The sequence below is a fragment of the Allobosea sp. UNC402CLCol genome, from assembly GCF_000745475.1.
In the GTDB taxonomy this organism is placed as follows: Bacteria; Pseudomonadota; Alphaproteobacteria; order Rhizobiales; family Beijerinckiaceae; genus Allobosea; species Allobosea spartocytisi.
Map to the genome: position 1 here is coordinate 90,711 of NZ_JQJJ01000016.1, position 16,865 is coordinate 107,575.

Genomic DNA, 16,865 nt, shown 5'->3' on the forward strand with positions numbered 1-16,865 from the left:
GCCCCCTTCAGTGCTTCGCGGCCCTGACCCGGCCGCTGAGCTTGAACAGCACGAAGGCCGCGACGCCGAGCGCCGACATCACCAGCGGCAGGGGCAGCGCCGCCCCCTTCAGCAGGTGGCCGACGAGCAGCCCGACGCAAGCCGAGAGCAGCATCTGGCACAGCCCGTTGAAGGACGAGGCCGCGCCGGCACGGTCCGGAAACGGCATCATCGCCGAGGCCTGCGCCTGCGGCATGGTGAGCCCGACACCGCAGGCATAGACCGCCCAGGACAGCACCACCCCGAAGGCCCCGCCCGCGCCCGTCGCTACGGCGCCCAGCATCATCAGGCCGCCAAGCGCCAGGCAGAGCACGCCGAGCCCGATGATCCCGTCCATGCCGCGCGACCCGACGAGCCGCTGCGCCAGAATGGTGCCGCCAATGAAGCCGACGACGCCGAAAGAGAAGGAAAGCCCGTATTGCACCGGCGTCAGCCCGTAGACGCCGGTCAGCACGAAGGACGAGCCGGAGATGAAGGCGAAGAGCCCGGCATAGGCAAGCGCCGTCAGCGCGACATAGACGCGGAAGGCGCGGTTCTCCAGCAAAGTGCCGAAGCCTTTGAAGATCGTGACGAGCGAGAGCGGCTGCGGCGAGCGCTTGCGCAGCGTCTCCGGCATCACGGTGACGATCACCGCCGCCAGCCCGAGCGCGAAGACGAGCGAGGCGATGAAGGTCGAGCGCCAGCCGAAGGCGACCTGCAGCACGCCGCCGATGACGGGCGCCACCGCCGGCACCAGCCCCATGATCATGCCCATCCGGGCCAGTTCCTTGCCGGCACGCGCGCCTTCATAGAGGTCGCGCACCATGGCGCGGCCGAGCACGATCGGCCCGGAAGCCCCGAGCGCCTGCAGGGCCCGCGCCGCGGTCAGGGCCTCGATCGAGGGCGAGAAGGCGCAGGCCAGCGTCGCCACGGTGAAGAGGCCGAGCCCCGCCAGCAGAACGGGCTTGCGCCCGAGCCGGTCCGAGAGCGGCCCCCACAGGATCTGCCCGGCGGCGAAGCCGAAGAGGAAGGAGGAGAGCGTCGCCTGCGCGCCGGCGACGTCGGTCCCCATCACGTGCACGATGTCGGGCAGCGAGGGCAGGTAGAAATCGGTCGAGAGCGGACCCAGCGCCGTCAGCATGGCGAGGACGGCCGTCATCGCCAGCGTATCGGGACGAAGCTTCATCGCGGGTCTCCGGCACACGGCCGGATCGCGGGCCGCGCGCCCCTGCTACGACGTCAGCCGGTCATCCGGCAATGGTCGTGGCCGGCGGAGCATCCTGCGTCTCACCGGAATAGTCCGTCGCCCGCATCGACGGGCGCTCGGAAAAAGCCTCGTACCACCGGGTCAGCCGGGGGCGGCCGGTGCGGAAATCCGGCAGCGCGCGGAATTCCAGCCAGGCGAGCGCGGTCGCCAGTGCGACATGGCCGAGATGCACGGGCCCTTCGAGTCCATTCTGCCGCTCGATGAGGTCGTAGGATTCGACGAGCTTGGCGGCCTGCCCCTCGGCCAGCGGCGGATGGCGCAGATGCGCGGGGCGGCGCTCGGTCTCCCAGCGCAGCGCGATGCCGGCATCGCAGAGGCCCTGCGCGATGGCGTGCAGACGCAGCGCCTCCCAGCGCGTCGGCCCGCCGGGCGGGATCAGCCGCCGGCCGGCATGAAGCCGGTCGAGATAGTCGCAGATCACCAGCGAATCGAAGATCGCGCCAACTTCCGGCGTGATCAGAACCGGCACCTTGCCGAGTGGGTTGACCGCGAAGACGGCGTTGTTCCGGTTGGTCGGGCTGGTCTCATGGTCGATCACCGCGAGCCGTTCGGCGAGCCCCGCCTCATGGGCGAAGACGATGACCTTGCGGGCATAGGGTGAGTGGCTCTGCGAATAGAGCGGCAGGCGCGCGCCGGTGCTCGCCGCCGGCGGGGTCATGGCGCCACCGCGCCGGGCGAAAGCCCGACCAGCTCGGCATAGCGCGCCGGGTCGGTCGCACCCTCGGTGTTGACGAGGAAGACGCGCGAGGTCCCGTCGAGCTTCAGCGCCGCGCGCGTATCGGGATTGCGCAGCGCCGCCAGTAGTCCCGCAAGCCCTGCCGCGCCGCTTTCGCCGGCGACGATCGCGGGATCGCCCGCGACCGGGCGGGCGAGCCGGTTCATCGCCTCCACGGCATCGGAATCCGCTGCCGTGAGGAAGGCGTCGGCGGCGCGGTAGAGCACGCGCAGCGCCAGGGGCGAGGGATCGTAGCATTCGAGCATCGCCATCACCGTCGGGGCGCCATGGGCGATCTTGACCGGGCGGCCCTGCTGCGCGGCCGCGAAGACGCAAGCGGCGAGTTCCGGCTCGACCACGGTGAAGAACGGGCGGTTGGCGCCGAACTGCGTCTGCATCTGTGCCGCCAGCGCGGCGGCGATGCCACCGACGCCGGCCTGCACGAAGACATGTGTCGGATGCTCCGGGAGCTGGGCGAAGGCCTCGCTCGCAATCGCCGTATAGCCCTGCATCACCAGGCCCGGAATGCGCTCATAGCCGTCCCAGGAGGTATCCGAAACGACGGTCCAGCCCTGTTCGGCCGCGACCCGCGCGGCTTCGACGACCGAATCGTCATAGGTACCGGCGACCCGCACCATCTGCGCACCGAAGCGTGCGATCGCCGCGACGCGCTCCTCGCTGACGCCGCCATGCACGAAGATCACGGCCTTCGCCCCGATGAGCTGCGCGCCCTGAGCGACCGAGCGCCCGTGATTGCCGTCGGTGGCGCAGGCGAAGGTCATGCCGGCGGCGACCGCCCGCATGGCGGGGTCGTTGATCTCGGTGTCGTCCAACCTCCGGCCGAGCCTGGCCGACGCTTCCTCCAGCGCGAGCCGGATCACCGCATAGGCGCCCCCCAGCGCCTTGAAGCTGCCGAGCCCGAGGCGCCGGCCTTCATCCTTGATGAACAGCCCGCCGATTCCCAGCGCTGCTGCGAGCCCGGGCAGGGCATGGAGCGGCGTCGGCGCATGGCCGGCGCGCTGGGCGAGATGCCGCGCGATGGCTTGCGCCCCAGACGGCCCGAGCATCGCGACATCGGCCGGGTCGAGATCACGTCCATAGTCGTGATGCGTGTTGAGCAGGAACATGGATCGCCTCGCCATTCCACCGGATAGCGAATGGATATTGCAACGCAGGCGAAAAAGGTGCTGCAATCCAGCCCTTCGGATGCAAGTTTATTTCGCGGAGCAGGGCGTGCCCGAGCCGGATATGCAACTCGACGCTTTCGACCGCGCGATCCTCGCCATCCTCCAGCAGGACAACACCACGCCGCAGCGGGTGATCGGCGAGCGGGTCCATCTCTCGGCGCCGGCGGTGCAGCGCCGCATCCGCCGCATGGAGGCGCAAGGTGTCATCCGGGCCAATGTCGCGGTGGTCGATCCCGCCGCGCTCGGTCATCCGATCACGCTCTTCGTCGAGATCGAGCTCGTCAGCGAGACGGCCGTCGACATCGACGCCGCCAAGACCGCCTTCCTCGCCGCGCCGGAGGTGCAGCAATGCTACTACGTCACCGGCGAGGTCGACTTCATGCTGGTCGTGCTGGTGCCGAGCATGGCGGCCTATGAGGCGCTGACCCGCCGGCTCTTCTTCGCCAACCCCAATATCCGCAAGTTCCGCTCATTCGTCGCCATGGACCGGGTCAAGACCGGGCTGACTGTCCCGGTCTAGGGATCGCTCTCGAGCCCTAGCCGGTCATTCCGGACAAGCCGCCGCTGGCGGCGCCGACCCGGGATCCATGCCGGAGCGAATCCGCTGAAGGTTCAGGCATGGATCCCGGGTCTGCGCTGCGTTCCGCCCGGGATGACCGCGCGAGGGAATGCCGCGCAGTCCCTATCGCGTCAGCGCCGCCCGCAGATCCTTGACCTGCCCGGCTGTCACGGGCGGGGCGGCATTGCCCCAGCTGTTGCGGACATAGGTCAGCACATTGGCGACATCGGCGTCGCTCAGGTTCCAGCCGAAGGAGGGCATCGCCGGCGTCGTCGGCTTGGCGGCGGTGCTGGCCGCCTGGCTGCCTTCCAGCACGACGCGGATCAGCGATGTCGGGTCGGTACCGTTGACCGTCGGAGTCTTGGCCAGCGTCGGAAACAGAGAGGGCTGACCCACGCCGGAGGAGATGTGGCAGGCCGAGCAGCGGTCGAGATAGATCGCCTTGCCGGCGGTCATGGCGGCATCGGTCGCAACGACCGGGGTGGGTGCTGGCGCGCCGTCGCCCTTGACGTCCTTGAGATAGGTCGCGACGGCTGTGAGGTCGGCGTCGTCCCACAGGCGCGTCGAGTGACTGATGGCCTCGGCCATCGGGCCCGACGCGATATCGAAGCGGTTCGCTCCGGTCTTGAGATAGGCGACGATGTCGTCGGTCGCCCAGCTTCCGATGCCCTTATGCGGATCGCTGGTGATGTTCGGCGCAAACCAGCTCTGCAGATTGCCGCCGCGCAGGAATTCGTCGCCCTTGTCGGCGCCGGTCAGGCTCTTGGGCGTATGGCAGGTGCCGCAATGGCCGGCGCCGTTGACCAGATAGGCGCCCCGGTTCCACGCGGCCGATTTGTTGGGATCGGCCTCGAACTCCTTCGGCGAGAAGTTGAGGAGGTTCCAGCCGATCATCGTGGCGCGGATATTGAACGGGAAGGGGAGCTGGTTCGAGACGACGCGGTTCGAGACCGGCTCGACCTTCTGGAAATAGGCCCAGAGATCGGCGACGTCGGAATCCTTCATCGTCGCATAGGCCGGGTAGGGCATCGCCGGATAGAGACGCTTGCCGTCCTTGCCGACGCCGGTCTTCACCGCGCTGCGGAAATCCGCATAGGTCCAGCTTCCGATGCCGGTCTCGAGGTCTGGCGTGATGTTGGACGGCACCAGCGCGCCGAAGGGCGTCTGCAGCGGCGCCCCCCCGGCGAAGGGCTTGCCGCCGGGCTTGGTGTGGCAGGCCGCGCAATCGGCCAGAATCGCCTGGTAGCGGCCGGCATTGATGCGGTCGAACAGGTCGGAGGCGAGGACTTTCGCCCCGAAGAGCGTGGCGGCCGCGAGGCCGGCGAGGAGCGCTGCCTTCTTCATGCTTCCACCAGCTTGCCGGGGTTTTTCAGATAGTGGTTGCGGATCGAATCCGCGGCCCAGAAGGCAAGCGCGCCGACCGGCCCGGTCGGGTTCTTGCCGGCATTCTGCGGGAAGGCCGAGGCGCCGATGGCGAAGACGTTCGGCACGTCCCAGCTCTGCAGGTGCCGGTTGACCGCGCTGGTCCTCGGGTCCGTGCCCATGATCGCGCCGCCGGTGTTGTGCGTGCTCTGATAGGGCACGGAGTTCCAGCCCTTCTGCTGCTTGCCGACGACCGCCTGCTTGCCGCCGAGCGCGGTGGCGATCTCCTGCATCCGGTCGCTCACCCAGTTCGACATGCGGATGTCGTTGTCCGGGAAGTCGAAGGTGACGCGCAGCAGCGGCCGGCCGAAGCGGTCCTTATAGGTCGGATCGAGGTCGAGATAGTTGCCGCGCGTCGCATAGGAGGAGCCCTGCGACGAGAAGGTCAGGGTGTTGTTGTAATACTGCCTGGTCGCCTTCTTCCAGGCCGAGCCCCAGCGCGGCGTGCCGGGCGGCACGGGCCGGTACTGGATCGGGCGGCCATTCGTCGGGATGCAGTTGATGCCGGCGCCGCCGACGAAGTTCAGCGCGCCATGGTCGAAGGCATCGCCATTATAGTCGTCCACCGTCTGGCCGAGCGCGCCCGCCGCGATGAACGGGTTCATCGACTTGCCCTCGAAGAAGACCTGCGCCGAAGCATTGGTCTGGTAGCAGTAGTTGCGCCCGACCACGCCTTCGCCGGTCGCAGGGTCGTAGGGCTTGCCGATGCCCGAGAGCAGCATCAGCCGGACATTGTGCAGCCCGTAGGCGTTGAGCAGCACGATATCGGCCGGCTGCTCGAAAGTTTCGCCGTTGACGTCGATATAGGTGACGCCCGTCGCGGTCTTGCCGTCGGGCGCCAGGTTGATCTTGAGCACCTCGCATTCGGTGCGCGCCTCGAAATTCGACTTGCGCATCAGGACGGGCAGCACGGTCGTATGCGCGCTCGACTTCGAATAATTGGCGCAGCCGAAGCGCTCGCAGAAGCCGCAGGCGGTGCATTGCCCCATGGCGATGCCGAGCGGGTTGACATAGGCCTTGGACAGATTGGCCGAGGGCGTTGGGAAGGGGTGCAGCCCCCTGGACCGCGCGGCTTCCGCGAACAGCGTCGGCGCATAGGTCATCTGCATCGCCGGCAGCGGGTATTCGCGCTTGCGCGGCCCCTCGAAGGGGTTGCCGCCCGGCTGGATCGTGCCGTTGAGGTTCCCGGCCTTGCCGGAAATGCCGGCAAGGTATTCGAAGCGGTCGAAGGCGCTTTCGAGCTCGTCATAGCTCACGCCCCAGTCCTGGATCTGAAGCTCGGAGAGCCTGTCTGCGCCGTAGCGCTCGGTCAGATGCGTCTTGAGCGTGAAATCGCTCGGAAAGAAGCGCCAGGTGTGGCCGTTCCAGTGCGTGCCCGCGCCGCCGACGCCGGTGCCGGGCAGGAAGGAGCCGTAGTCGCGCATCGGCAGCGCCGTCTGCGTGACGTTGTTGCGCATCGTCATTGCTTCCTGCGCCGGCTGCAGGAACAGGTCCTTGCGCACGGCATAGCGCAATTCGTCGGGGGCGTAGGCGACGTTGAAGTCGGTCGCGGTGTCGCGCCAGGGGCCGCGCTCGATCGCGACGACGTCGAGGCCGGCATCCGTCAGCTCATGCGCCAGGATCGAGCCGGTCCAGCCGAGCCCGACGATGACGACATCCTTGCGGGGGAGTTTGCGTGCCATCTGTCAGCTTCCCGCCTACTTGTCGCCCGTCTTCCATTCCGGCCGGCCCGCGATCGACAGCGGCGGCAGGGGGAAGGGCTGGTTATGGGCCGTGATGTAATCGCGATAATCGTAGCGGGCGCCGGGGAAGCCGATGAACTTCCAGCCGGCCATGTCCTTGTTGCCGCCATAGATCGGGTCGGCGAAGAAGCCTTCCATCGTGTTCTGCAGCACGAGGTTGAAGAAGCCCGCGGCGGGCTTGTAGTCGACCTTGCCGGTCTCGAAATCCTTCAGCACCTGGTCCTGCTCGGCGGCGCCGAGATCGAAGAATGCTTTGCCGCCGAAATTCGCCCTTGTGTGCTTGTTGAGTGCGTCGAGCCCTTCCCGATAGCGCCGGGTCGGCGCCGCGCTGCCCTGATAGCCCTGCGTCGGCAGCCCGGCGGCAAAGGGGCCTTGCGTGTAGAGTCGTTCCGAGGAGCCGTAGCTGCCGGCGAGCTGCCGGTCGATGAAGCCTGCGCAGCCGGCCTCCCTGCCGCCGATGCTGAGCTCGTCGGCCGGGATCAATCGGTCGACGATCGCCTCGACGGTGCGGGCTTCCTCCGGGGAGAAGACGTACCAGCGCCCGCCGGGCAGCGTCGTGGGAGGCAGGGCCGCGAAGGGCTTCCACGGCAGCGAACCGGAATGCTCCGCGGCGCGCGCCCCGGGAGCCGAGGCGATCAGCAGCAACATACCGGTGGAGGAAAGAAACTGGCGCCGACTGGGAGAGAGGGACGGCATAGACGGGCCTCGCTGGGCTGGTCTTCTGCGGCGAAGCGCCGCGGACCACATCGCCGAAACTTCACTTTGGAACGATGACAATCAACCGCGCATCGAGCGCGGCCGTCATGCGTCGAGGGCATGCAAACGGACATCTTTTTGAAACCACTTCACCCGAAAGCATGATGATCGCATCGGGTGACTCCCCGGCCCTTGTTATCGCCACGGCAATATGCGACCGCCGGCCAACGCAAACCCGCCTCACGGGCCGCTGCCTTGATCACCGTCAAAGCCACCCCTCCCGACACGTCGTCTCCCGATACGCCGCAGGGCCTGCGCGCGCTGATCCGGTCCAGCGAAATCGGGATCGTCGTCCTGGCGTCGGTGGTTGGCGTCCTGGCCGGCATCGTCGTCGTCGCGATGTCGCTGGCGACGCAGTTCCTGCACGAGCTGATCTTCGGCATCGCCAGCGGCCAGCGGCTTTCGATCGCGAGCGGCATTCCGCCCTGGCGGGCCATTGCCGGGCCGGTGGCCGGTGGCCTCGTCGTCGGTTTCGCCTCCTGGTTCTTCTTCCGCCGCCGCAGCCAGCCGGTCGACCCGATCGAGGCCAACGCGCTGCATGGCGGGCGCATGTCGATGCGCGACAGCATCATCGTCGCGCTCCAGACCATCGGCTCGAGCGGTTCCGGCGCCTCGGTCGGGCTTGAAGCCGGCTACACGCAGGCCGCCAGCGGGCTCGCCTCCCATATCGGACGCCGGTTGCGCCTGCGCCGGGCGGATATGCGGCTCATCGTCGGCTGCGCTGCCGGCGGTGCGATCGGCGCCGCCTTCGACGCGCCGCTGACCGGCGCCTTCTACGCCTTCGAGCTCATCCTCGGCAGCTATTCGATCGCGGTCTTCGTGCCGGTCATGGCCGCGACCTTCATGGCGACCGTCACGCATGATCTGCTCTCGCCGGCCCTGCTCTCGGTCGAGGTGCCGGCGATCGGCTCGATCACCATCTCGGACCTGCCGCTGGTCGTCCTGCTCGGCTCGGCCTGCGGCCTCGTCGGCATCGTCGTGATGCGCGCCGCCGCCTTCGTCGAGGCGGCCTTCCGCCGCTCGCGCATCCCGACCTATCTGCGCCCGGCCTTCGGCGGGCTCGTCGTCGGCGCGCTCGCCATCTGGATTCCCTCGGTCTTCTCGGCCGGTCACGGCGCCATCAACCTCTATCTCGGCATGGATGCGAGCCTCGGCCTGCTGGCGCTGGTGCTGGTCGCCAAGGCGCTGGCCTCCTCGGTCTCGATCGGCTCCGGCTTCCGCGGCGGCCTGTTCTTCGCCTCGCTGCTGCTCGGGGTCCTGACCGGCCGGCTCTTCATCGGCCTGCTCACCCCGTTCTTCCCCAATCTCGTCGGCCACGAGACCTTGTTCGCGCTGGTGGGGATGAGCTCGCTTGCCGTCTCGATCGTCGGCGGGCCGATGACGATGGCGCTCCTGGCGCTGGAGATGACGGGCAATCTCAAGCTCACCTTGGCGGTGATGGGCGCGGCTGGCGCCGCCTCGCTGGTGACACGCCGGCTCTTCGGCTACTCCTTCGCCACCTGGCGCTTCCATCTGCGCGGTGAGAGCATCCGCGGCGCCTATGATGTCGGCTGGATCCGCGATCTCACCGCCGGCAGCATGATGCGTCTCGAAGTGCCGAAGATCGAGGCGGACGCGCCGATCGCCGAGGCCCGGCTGAAATATCCGCCCGGCTCGATCAATTATCTCGTCGCCGTCGGCCAGAACGACGCCTATGCCGGCATGATCCCGCCGGGCGCGCTCTACGAGCCCGACCCCGCGCTCGACGAGCAGGCCGCGGCCGAGCCGGCGCCGCGCACCGTGCGCCATCTCCTGCGCAACGGCGACAAGATGCTCCTCGCCAACATGTCGGTGCGCGACACGCTGAAGCTGTTCGACGAGGCGGAGAGCGAGGCGCTGCCGGTCGTCGCCGATCGCGAGAGCCGGCGCCTCGTCGGCATCCTCAGCGAGGCGCATGCGATCAAGCGCTACAGCGAAGAGGTCAGTCGCCGCAACCGCGAGCTGACGGGCGAGTAGCCTGCCTTCCCTTTTCCGCCGATGATCTGAGAAGCCGTCGACTCAGGCCGAGCGCAGGCTCACCTGCGCGACCACCCGCCATTCCGCGATCGGGACATCCTGCCCCGAGGTGACGACGCCGATCCGGTCGAAGCGGATGCTGCGGCCGGCGAGACGGTCATTCACCTCCCGGATCGCCGCTGCCTTCGCCGCCGGTTCGACCGGGCCGTAGAGCAGCGAGACATGCGGTATGAAGCTGTCGAGGCCGTCTGGATCGAGCGCGCGCTTGAGCTTCGCCAGCGGCGACGAGACCGCGAAACGCGCGTAGAATGAGCGGAAGAAGGCGTCGCTTCCCTCGACGACGGCGACCGGTTCCGCAAAGGCTTCGACCGTCGCCGCGGCCTCCGCCACCGCGCGTTCCAGGGCGGCAGGGGGCGTCGGCGTGTCGCCGCGCAGCGTCAGATGCGGGGCGAAGATGGGCGTGCCGAAACGGCCCGATAATTCGCCGACGAGAGCCGCCATCATCGCCTCGTCATCGGCGGCCGGCAGAAGCCAGAGGGAATGAATTCCGGTTGTCATCCAAGTTTCACAAAGCTCTTGCATAGACTGCGCCCCGTACGTAACATTTATTTCAAAAGGATCGGCAATGGAAGAAATATTCCAGTTCGCCGGCGGCCGGGGAAGGGCCAGGGAGTAGCTGTCTTGCAGGTGGAAACGCAGCCCAAAACCGGCAGCGGCGCGGCGATCAGCGTGCGCGGTCTCGAGGTCGCCTATAGCGGCACGCGGGTGCTGCACGGCATCGATCTCGACTTCGCGCCCGGCAGCTTCACGGCGCTGCTCGGCTCCTCCGGCTGCGGCAAGACCACGCTGTTGCGCTCCCTTTCCGGCTTCGTTCCGGTCGAGGCCGGCTCCATCGTCGTCGGCGGCAAGGATATCGCCGGCCTGCCGCCTGAGAAGCGCGGCATGGCGATGGTCTTCCAGTCCTATGCGCTCTGGCCGCATATGACCGTGCTGCAGAACATCGGCTATGGCCTCAAGCTGCGCGGCAAGTCGAAGGCGGAGATCGCCGCCCGGGTCGCCGAGGTGCTGAGTTTCCTCGGCTTGTCCGGCTACGAGGAGCGCAAGGTCACGGCGCTGTCGGGCGGCCAGCGCCAGCGCGTTGCGCTCGGCCGTGCGCTTGCCATCGACCCCGGCATCCTGCTGCTCGACGAGCCGCTTTCCAATCTCGACGCCAAGATCCGCATGACGATGCGCCATGAGATCAGGGCCATCCAGCAGCGGCTCGGCCTCACCGCCGTCCATGTCACCCATGATCGCGAGGAGGCCATGACCATGGCCGACCGGCTGGTGATCATGCAGGCGGGCCACATCGCGCAGGTCGGAACGCCGGAGGAGGTCTATGACCGCCCGGCCAGTGCCTTCGTCGCGAATTTCATGGGCGCCGAGAACGTATTGCCGCTGAGCGTCGAACGCGGCGAGGGGCAGGCTGCCATCGCCGCCGGCCAGGCCCGCGCGACGCTCGCGGGCGAAGCCGCCGCCGCTTTGCCGAACGGCGAGGCGCTCGCCTATTTCCGCGACGATGTCGCGAGCCTCGACGCGCATGACGCGGTGGCTGCTGGCGGCGATCTCGTCGTTCCCGGCACCATCGCCGCGCGCGCCTATCCCGGTGGCATCTACCGCTACAAGGTGGAAGCCGCCGGCCGCCAGATCACGGTCGACGATGCCGGCCGTCACGAACTCGGAACGAAGGTCGGTCTGCGCATTCCGCTGCAGCGCCTTCACATCTTCCCGGCGACCGAGGCCGGGATTGCCGCCTGACAGGAGTCAGACACATGCGCATTATCACGCTTGCCTGCTCACTCGCTGCGCTGATTGTGGCATCGCCGCTATCCGCGCAGACCCTCAACGTCGCCTCCGCGGGCGACCAGAACATGGTCGACTACGTCAAGGACTATCTCGGACCGATGTTCGAGAAGAGCCATCCGGGCGTGAAGGTCGTCTCTGTCGGCACCGGCCCCGGCGATGCCGGCTCGCAGAAGATCTACGAGAAGCTCGACGCCCAGAAGGGTTCGGCCACGACCGATTTCGACGTCGTCGTGATCCACCAGAAGGCCGCCGGCCAGATGGTCAAGGAAGGCCTGCTCGCCAAGTACACGGCCAATGTCGACACCTCGAAGCTCGTCTCCAGCGAGACCGCCAAGAATTCGCTCGGCGCCGACGTTTCCGGCTATGTCATGCCGATGTTCCAGTCGCAGACGGCGCTCGCCTACAACGCCGACATGCTGAAGAACCCGCCCGCCAACTTCACCGAGCTGAAGGAGTGGGTGAAGAAGAACCCGAAGCAGTTCGGCTATAACGGCATCAAGGGCGGCATGTCCGGCGTCGCCTTCGTCGCCGGCTGGGTCTACGCCTTCGGCGGCGACGCCAACAAGCTGATCCAGGGCCCTTATGACGCGGCCGAGAAAGCCAAGTGGGACGCCGCCTTCGGAGAGCTCAAGGAGTTCAACAAGAACGCCGTGATCACCCCCGGCAATGCCGGCACGCTCGACATGCTCAACCGCGGCGAGATCGCGATGGGCCCGGTCTGGGTCGACATGTTCTATTCCTGGCAGGCCGACGGCAAGCTGCCGCCGAGCATGAAGCTGAAGCTCGCCTCGCCCGGCATGCCCGGCCAGCCGATGTATTATTCGGTCCCGGAGAAGTCGGCTCAGAAGAAGCTGGCCGAGGAGTTCATCGCGCTCGCCACCTCGCCGCAGGTCCAGGCCGACGGCATCGTCAAGAAGTTCAACTGGTATCCGGGCATCGACGCCAAGAACCTCGAAGGCAAGCTCGACAAGGCCGCCTGGGACAAGCTCTTCACCGACATCACCCCGGCCGACCTGTCCAAGAACGCCAAGCCCTTCCCGATCGCGCCCTACTTCAACGACATCCTCGAGGGCTACGAGAAGAAGGTCGCGAACTGATCTGCTTACGACGGGATGATGCGGGGAGACACCGCGTCATCCCGGGCTGAGCGAAGCGAACACCCGGGATCCATGCCGGAACGGTTCAGGCATGGATCCCGGATCGGCGCGGCTGACGCCGCTTGTCCGGGATGACCTCGCGGTTCCGGATGCCCACCACCCATTCGTCGCTGAGAGCGCCGCTCGCCATGAGCCTTTCCCAACGCAATCTCGCCTTGCTGCTGATCGCGCCCGGCCTCGTGCTCGTGGCCGCGCTGTTCATCTATCCGCTCAGTTTCTCGCTGATCTCGGCCTTTACCGGGCCGGAGGGGGGCTTCTCGCTGCAGGCCTTCGGCAAGGCCTGGGAGCTCTATTCCGGCGACGTCGTCTTCACCGTCGTCATCGTGCTCGCCTCCTGCCTGTTCACCGCGATTGCCGCGATCGTCATCGCCGGCACGCTGACGCTCGGCGAGAATCCTTACATCGTCGGCACGCTGAAGGCGCTCTATCGCTGGCCGCTCTTCATCCCCTTCATCGTGGCGGCGCAGTGCATGCGCACCTTCCTCGCCAAGAACGGGCTGATGAACAACAGCTTCGTCTCGCTCGGCCTGATGGAGCCGCTGCAGGCCGTGAGCTTCCTCGACTGGCGCGGTATCATCGCGACCTTCGTCTGGAAGCAGACGCCCTTCGTCGCGCTGCTGCTCGCCGGCGCGTTGGCCTCGATCGACCGCGCCACGCTCGAAGCCGGCCGCAATCTCGGCGCTTCGCGCCTGCGGGTGATGATCGAGCTCGCCTTGCCGCAGGTGATGCCGACGCTGCTCGTCGCGCTCGTCCTCTCCTTCGTGACGATGCTCTCGGTGCTCTCGGTGCCGATGATGGTGGCGGGCTCGCAGCCGACCATGCTGACCGTCGACATGGCCTTCCGCATCAATGCCTATGGCGACTACGCCACGGCCAACGCACTCGGCGTCATCACCTATCTGATCTCGGCCGGGGCGGCGATCATCTATCTCAAGCGCGGCATGGCGAAGGAGGGCACGCCATGATGCGCCTTGCTTCCACGGCACGGGCGACGCTCGCCGCCTTCCTGCTCGCCGCCTTCGCCTTCGTGCTGATCGGCCCGCTCGCGAACCTCGCGCTCTGGTCCGTCGCCGAGCGCTGGTACACGCCCTACAAGCTGCCGGTCGTCTACGGCACGCGCTACTGGGAGCAGGTCTTCCGGCCGACCGGCGACGCCATGGCTTCGCTCGGCACCTCGGTCTGGATCGCGGTGCTGACGGTCATCGTCGCGCTCGCGCTGTCGATCCCGGCCGGCTACGCGCTGGCGCGATTGAAGCTGCCGGCGCGCGCCTTCTTCATGATCCTGTTCCTGCTGCCGCAGGCGTTTCCCTCGGTCGCGATCTACATCAACGTCGCCCGCATCTTCTACCAGCTCGGCATCAACGGCACGGTCTTCGCCGTCGTGCTGGTCCATGCCGCCCATGGTCTCGTCTATTCCGTCTGGATCGCGGCGGCCGCCTTCGGCGCCGTCGACCGGGATCTGGAACTGGCCGCCCGCAATATCGGCGCCTCGCCGCTCAAGGCCTTCTTCTCGGTGACGCTGCCGCTGGCCGCGCCCGGCATCATCGCCAGCGGCATCTTCGTCTTCCTGGAATCGCTCGACGAGTTCACCGGCACCTTCTTCGTCGGCGTGCCGCAGGTCACGACGCTGCCGCTGCTGCTCTACAACGCGGCGATGGGTGGCAATTATCAGGTCGCCTCGATCACCGCGCTGATCCTGCTGGTGCCCTCGGTGCTGTTCATGCTGTTCATCGAGCGCTTCCTGCGGGCCGATGTCCTCGCCAAGGTCGGTGCCTGAACGGCATCGGCCGATTGTCCGGCGTCTCCGGCGGGCGTAAGCGCTTGTCGATGACGATCGGTCAGAGATTAGCCTTCGACCTGCGCCAGCTCGCGGTCTTCTGCGCCGTCGTCGAGACGGGCAGCATGACCAGGGGCGCCCGCCAGCTCGGCCTGACGCAATCGGCCGCCTCGCAGCTCGTCGCCGCGCTGGAGAAGGCGATGGGCGTTCCGCTGATCGACCGCGATATCCGCCCGCTCCGCGCTACCATGGCCGGGCGACTGCTGGCCGAGCGCGGGCAGGAGTTGCTGCGGCAGGCGCATGAGCTCGACACCGCCCTGCGCCTCAATGCCCGCGACGCCATTCCGGCGCTCAGGATCGCGATGATCGATTCGCTCAGCACGACGCTGGGGCCGGATTTCATCCGTGAATTGCGCAAGAGCTTTCCGCGCTGCGCCTTGATCGCCAATCCGCGCGAGCTCAGCGAGCAGCAGTTCAACGCCCGCCAGATCGACATGATCGTCGGCGTCGACTTCCTGCAGGAGGTCGAGACGGCGATGGCGATTCCGCTGCTGGCGGAGCCTTTCGCGCTGGCCTTGCCGGCCGAGTGGGACATGGAGGTCGGCAAGCTTTCCGATCTGACCGGCCGCAGCATGATCCGCTACACGCTGCGCACCAGCACGGGCCGGCAGGTCGAGCAGGCGCTGAGCCGGCTGCGGCTCGATTTTCCGCGCGAGGTCGAGAGCGATACGGCCGAGACGGTGCTGACCATGGTTTCGGCCGGGCTCGGCTGGGCCATCACCACGCCGCTGATGGCGCTGCAGGCCCGTTCGCGCCTGGCCGGCGTGCGGCTGCTGCCGGTGCCGGGGCTGAGCCTGCGGCGGCGGGTCGATCTCTACGCCCGCAAGGGCGAGCTCGGCGCGATTCCCCAGGAGATCGCCGCCATCCTGCACACGCTCATCCAGGACAAGCTCGTGCCGGAATTGCGGGAGGTCGCGCCCTGGATCGGCGACGGCTTGCGGGTTTTCCCCCAGCCTCGCGGCTGATGCGCTTCAGGCCTTCGCGCCTGCCGAGCCGAGATAGTCGATGGCGCAGGCGATGTGCAGCTTCATCACCGCGATCACCTCCTCCAGCGTCGCATGCTCCTCATCCGTGCCCATGCTGATCGGGGAGGGGCCGCAGATCAGCGCCGGTACGCCGCGCCAGCGCCAGTAGCGTGTGTCGGTGCCGCCGAGGCTTGAGACGGGCGGTGCGTCATGGCCGAGCAGGTCGCGGATATTGCCGCGCAGGATATTGGCCATCTCGCTGAAGGGGTCGGTCAGGCTCGCCGGATAGCTGTGGTCCTCGTTCACGACCATCTCGCAATCGGCTTCGCGGGCGAGGGCTTCGAGATCGGCGCGGATCGCGTCGCGGTCCGAGCCGATGGGCACGCGCATGTCGAGATGAGCGATGCAATGCGTCGGGATCTGCGTCGCCTTCTGCCCGCCCTGCATGATGCCGACATTGACGGTGATGCGCCGGGCGATGTCTGCGGCACCTTTCCCAAGATTGTGGTCGGCCGCCGCGATGGTCTCGGGCGAGGTCAGCACCGCGTCGATCTCGGGCGGCAGCGTCGCGAGCTTGAGGTGGTAGCGGTCATAGATCAGGTTCACCAGCCGGCTGACATCGGCGATGGGGTTGCGCGCCCGATGCGAATAGCCGCCATGGCCGCCGATGCTCTTCGCCGAAAGCGAGAAGCGCAACGTGCCCTTTTCGGTGAACCGCAGATTGGAGAGGCCGCTCGGCTCGCCATTGAGGCAGCAATCGCCGACCATCTCGCTCTCGAAATTGTCGAACAGGAATTTCGTGCCGTAGCGCCCGCCCGACTGCTCGTCGGAGACGACGGTCAGCGTCAGCGCGCCGTTCAGCCAGCCGCGATAGGGGTAGAGCCAGCAATAGGTCAGGATCGAGGCGAGCGTGCCGGTCTTCATGTCGGCAGCGCCACGGCCCATGATCTTGCCGTCGACGATCTCGGCCTCCCAGAGCTTCTCATTGGTGACCGGGAAGATGTCCATATGGCCGTTGAGCACGAGATGGCGGCCGGGATTTCCGGTCTCCCAGCGGCCGATGATGTTCGGCATCTCCGGCGTGAAGGCCTCGGTACGATGTGGCACGCCCGCCTTGTCCAGCAGCTCGCGCACGAAGTCTGCGGCCTCGCGTGTATCGCCTGGCGGATTGACGCTCTTGATGCGCAGGAAGCGTTGCAGCAGCGCCAGAATCTCGTCGCGGCGCGCATCGACGGCCTGGAGCAATTCGGCCTTGAGCTTGGCGGGGTCCCTGGTCATCGTGCTACCGGCGGCCTGCATGGTTGGATCGTCGATGGCGCGATCCAACCATGGCGAGGCTCGTGGCTGGCTCTTCATGGCGAAATCTAATGAAGAGCATCAGCTTGCCTTCTTCTGTGGCG

15 protein-coding genes are annotated in these 16,865 nt (G+C 67.3%); 7 read left to right on the top strand and 8 right to left on the bottom strand.

Going from position 1 to position 16,865, the window contains the following annotated elements; genetic code table 11:
• Positions 1-7 precede the first annotated feature (7 nt).
• From GY40_RS21505 to GY40_RS21515, 3 genes are all read right to left on the bottom strand, one after another.
• Complete coding sequence (locus GY40_RS21505; RefSeq protein ID WP_051988382.1) at positions 8-1,204, bottom strand: multidrug effflux MFS transporter; 1,197 nt, start codon at positions 1,202-1,204, stop codon at positions 8-10.
• Positions 1,205-1,265: 61 nt separating this feature from the next.
• Positions 1,266-1,910, bottom strand: a complete 645-nt coding sequence (locus tag GY40_RS21510) for a glutathione S-transferase family protein (RefSeq protein ID WP_038366930.1) — start codon at positions 1,908-1,910, stop codon at positions 1,266-1,268.
• Between the two features lie 29 nt (positions 1,911-1,939).
• Complete coding sequence (locus GY40_RS21515) at positions 1,940-3,127, bottom strand: diaminopropionate ammonia-lyase (RefSeq protein WP_038366784.1); 1,188 nt, start codon at positions 3,125-3,127, stop codon at positions 1,940-1,942.
• 121 nt (positions 3,128-3,248) lie between these two features.
• Between GY40_RS21515 and GY40_RS21520 the strand changes: the two genes are divergently transcribed.
• Positions 3,249-3,707 (top strand): Lrp/AsnC family transcriptional regulator, encoded by a 459-nt coding sequence (locus GY40_RS21520; protein WP_038366932.1) that lies wholly within the window; start codon positions 3,249-3,251, stop codon positions 3,705-3,707.
• 162 nt (positions 3,708-3,869) lie between these two features.
• On the opposite strand, the gene GY40_RS21525 is transcribed toward GY40_RS21520, so the two are convergent.
• From GY40_RS21525 to GY40_RS21535, 3 genes are read right to left on the bottom strand one after another with little or no spacing between them, the layout of a single operon-like run.
• Complete coding sequence (locus tag GY40_RS21525; RefSeq protein ID WP_038366787.1) at positions 3,870-5,090, bottom strand: c-type cytochrome; 1,221 nt, start codon at positions 5,088-5,090, stop codon at positions 3,870-3,872.
• Entirely contained in the window at positions 5,087-6,850 is a 1,764-nt protein-coding gene (locus tag GY40_RS21530) for a GMC family oxidoreductase (RefSeq protein ID WP_038366790.1), read from the bottom strand. Before GY40_RS21530 ends, GY40_RS21525 begins: the two co-directional genes overlap by 4 nt.
• 15 nt (positions 6,851-6,865) lie before the next feature.
• A complete protein-coding gene (locus GY40_RS21535) occupies positions 6,866-7,606 on the bottom strand; it encodes a gluconate 2-dehydrogenase subunit 3 family protein (RefSeq protein WP_038366793.1) in 741 nt (246 codons plus the stop codon).
• Positions 7,607-7,861: 255 nt separating this feature from the next.
• Here GY40_RS21535 and GY40_RS21540 point away from each other — a divergent pair, with 255 nt between their 5' ends.
• On the top strand, positions 7,862-9,661 hold the full coding sequence (locus GY40_RS21540) for a chloride channel protein (RefSeq protein ID WP_191125026.1): 1,800 nt from the start codon (positions 7,862-7,864) through the stop codon (positions 9,659-9,661).
• A gap of 42 nt (positions 9,662-9,703) precedes the next feature.
• Here the strand turns inward: GY40_RS21540 and GY40_RS21545 are convergent, their stop codons facing one another.
• Positions 9,704-10,219 (bottom strand): 2'-5' RNA ligase family protein, encoded by a 516-nt coding sequence (locus GY40_RS21545; RefSeq protein ID WP_038366797.1) that lies wholly within the window; start codon positions 10,217-10,219, stop codon positions 9,704-9,706.
• Between the two features lie 129 nt (positions 10,220-10,348).
• Between GY40_RS21545 and GY40_RS21550 the strand changes: the two genes are divergently transcribed.
• From GY40_RS21550 to GY40_RS21570, 5 genes are all read left to right on the top strand, one after another.
• Positions 10,349-11,458, top strand: a complete 1,110-nt coding sequence (locus tag GY40_RS21550) for an ABC transporter ATP-binding protein (RefSeq protein ID WP_248311253.1) — start codon at positions 10,349-10,351, stop codon at positions 11,456-11,458.
• Between the two features lie 14 nt (positions 11,459-11,472).
• Positions 11,473-12,603 (top strand): ABC transporter substrate-binding protein, encoded by a 1,131-nt coding sequence (locus GY40_RS21555; protein ID WP_038366801.1) that lies wholly within the window; start codon positions 11,473-11,475, stop codon positions 12,601-12,603.
• 188 nt (positions 12,604-12,791) lie between these two features.
• Positions 12,792-13,628 (top strand): ABC transporter permease, encoded by an 837-nt coding sequence (locus GY40_RS21560; protein ID WP_038366804.1) that lies wholly within the window; start codon positions 12,792-12,794, stop codon positions 13,626-13,628.
• Positions 13,628-14,440, top strand: a complete 813-nt coding sequence (locus GY40_RS21565) for an ABC transporter permease (protein ID WP_038366941.1) — start codon at positions 13,628-13,630, stop codon at positions 14,438-14,440. The genes GY40_RS21560 and GY40_RS21565 overlap by 1 nt, the downstream gene beginning before the upstream one ends.
• 50 nt (positions 14,441-14,490) lie before the next feature.
• Positions 14,491-15,465: a LysR family transcriptional regulator gene (locus GY40_RS21570; RefSeq protein WP_156116036.1), complete on the top strand. Its 975-nt coding sequence runs from the start codon at positions 14,491-14,493 to the stop codon at positions 15,463-15,465.
• A gap of 6 nt (positions 15,466-15,471) precedes the next feature.
• On the opposite strand, the gene GY40_RS21575 is transcribed toward GY40_RS21570, so the two are convergent.
• The gene (locus GY40_RS21575; RefSeq protein ID WP_197062799.1) at positions 15,472-16,764 is read right to left on the bottom strand and encodes a M20/M25/M40 family metallo-hydrolase; all 1,293 of its coding nucleotides are present in this window, start codon (positions 16,762-16,764) and stop codon (positions 15,472-15,474) included.
• Positions 16,765-16,865: the final 101 nt, after the last annotated feature.

What these genes read in the sequence shown, in the direction of transcription:
- GY40_RS21570 (WP_156116036.1), top strand. Translation starts at nt 14,491, where the DNA reads ATGACGATCGGTCAGAGATTAGCCTTCGACCTGCGCCAGCTCGCGGTC.
- GY40_RS21525 (WP_038366787.1), bottom strand. Translation starts at nt 5,090, where the DNA reads ATGAAGAAGGCAGCGCTCCTCGCCGGCCTCGCGGCCGCCACGCTCTTC.
- GY40_RS21520 (WP_038366932.1), top strand. Translation starts at nt 3,249, where the DNA reads ATGCAACTCGACGCTTTCGACCGCGCGATCCTCGCCATCCTCCAGCAG.
- GY40_RS21535 (WP_038366793.1), bottom strand. Translation starts at nt 7,606, where the DNA reads ATGCCGTCCCTCTCTCCCAGTCGGCGCCAGTTTCTTTCCTCCACCGGT.
- GY40_RS21530 (WP_038366790.1), bottom strand. Translation starts at nt 6,850, where the DNA reads ATGGCACGCAAACTCCCCCGCAAGGATGTCGTCATCGTCGGGCTCGGC.
- GY40_RS21555 (WP_038366801.1), top strand. Translation starts at nt 11,473, where the DNA reads ATGCGCATTATCACGCTTGCCTGCTCACTCGCTGCGCTGATTGTGGCA.
- GY40_RS21575 (WP_197062799.1), bottom strand. Translation starts at nt 16,764, where the DNA reads ATGCAGGCCGCCGGTAGCACGATGACCAGGGACCCCGCCAAGCTCAAG.
- GY40_RS21545 (WP_038366797.1), bottom strand. Translation starts at nt 10,219, where the DNA reads ATGACAACCGGAATTCATTCCCTCTGGCTTCTGCCGGCCGCCGATGAC.
- GY40_RS21560 (WP_038366804.1), top strand. Translation starts at nt 12,792, where the DNA reads ATGAGCCTTTCCCAACGCAATCTCGCCTTGCTGCTGATCGCGCCCGGC.
- GY40_RS21565 (WP_038366941.1), top strand. Translation starts at nt 13,628, where the DNA reads ATGCGCCTTGCTTCCACGGCACGGGCGACGCTCGCCGCCTTCCTGCTC.
- GY40_RS21505 (WP_051988382.1), bottom strand. Translation starts at nt 1,204, where the DNA reads ATGAAGCTTCGTCCCGATACGCTGGCGATGACGGCCGTCCTCGCCATG.
- GY40_RS21515 (WP_038366784.1), bottom strand. Translation starts at nt 3,127, where the DNA reads ATGTTCCTGCTCAACACGCATCACGACTATGGACGTGATCTCGACCCG.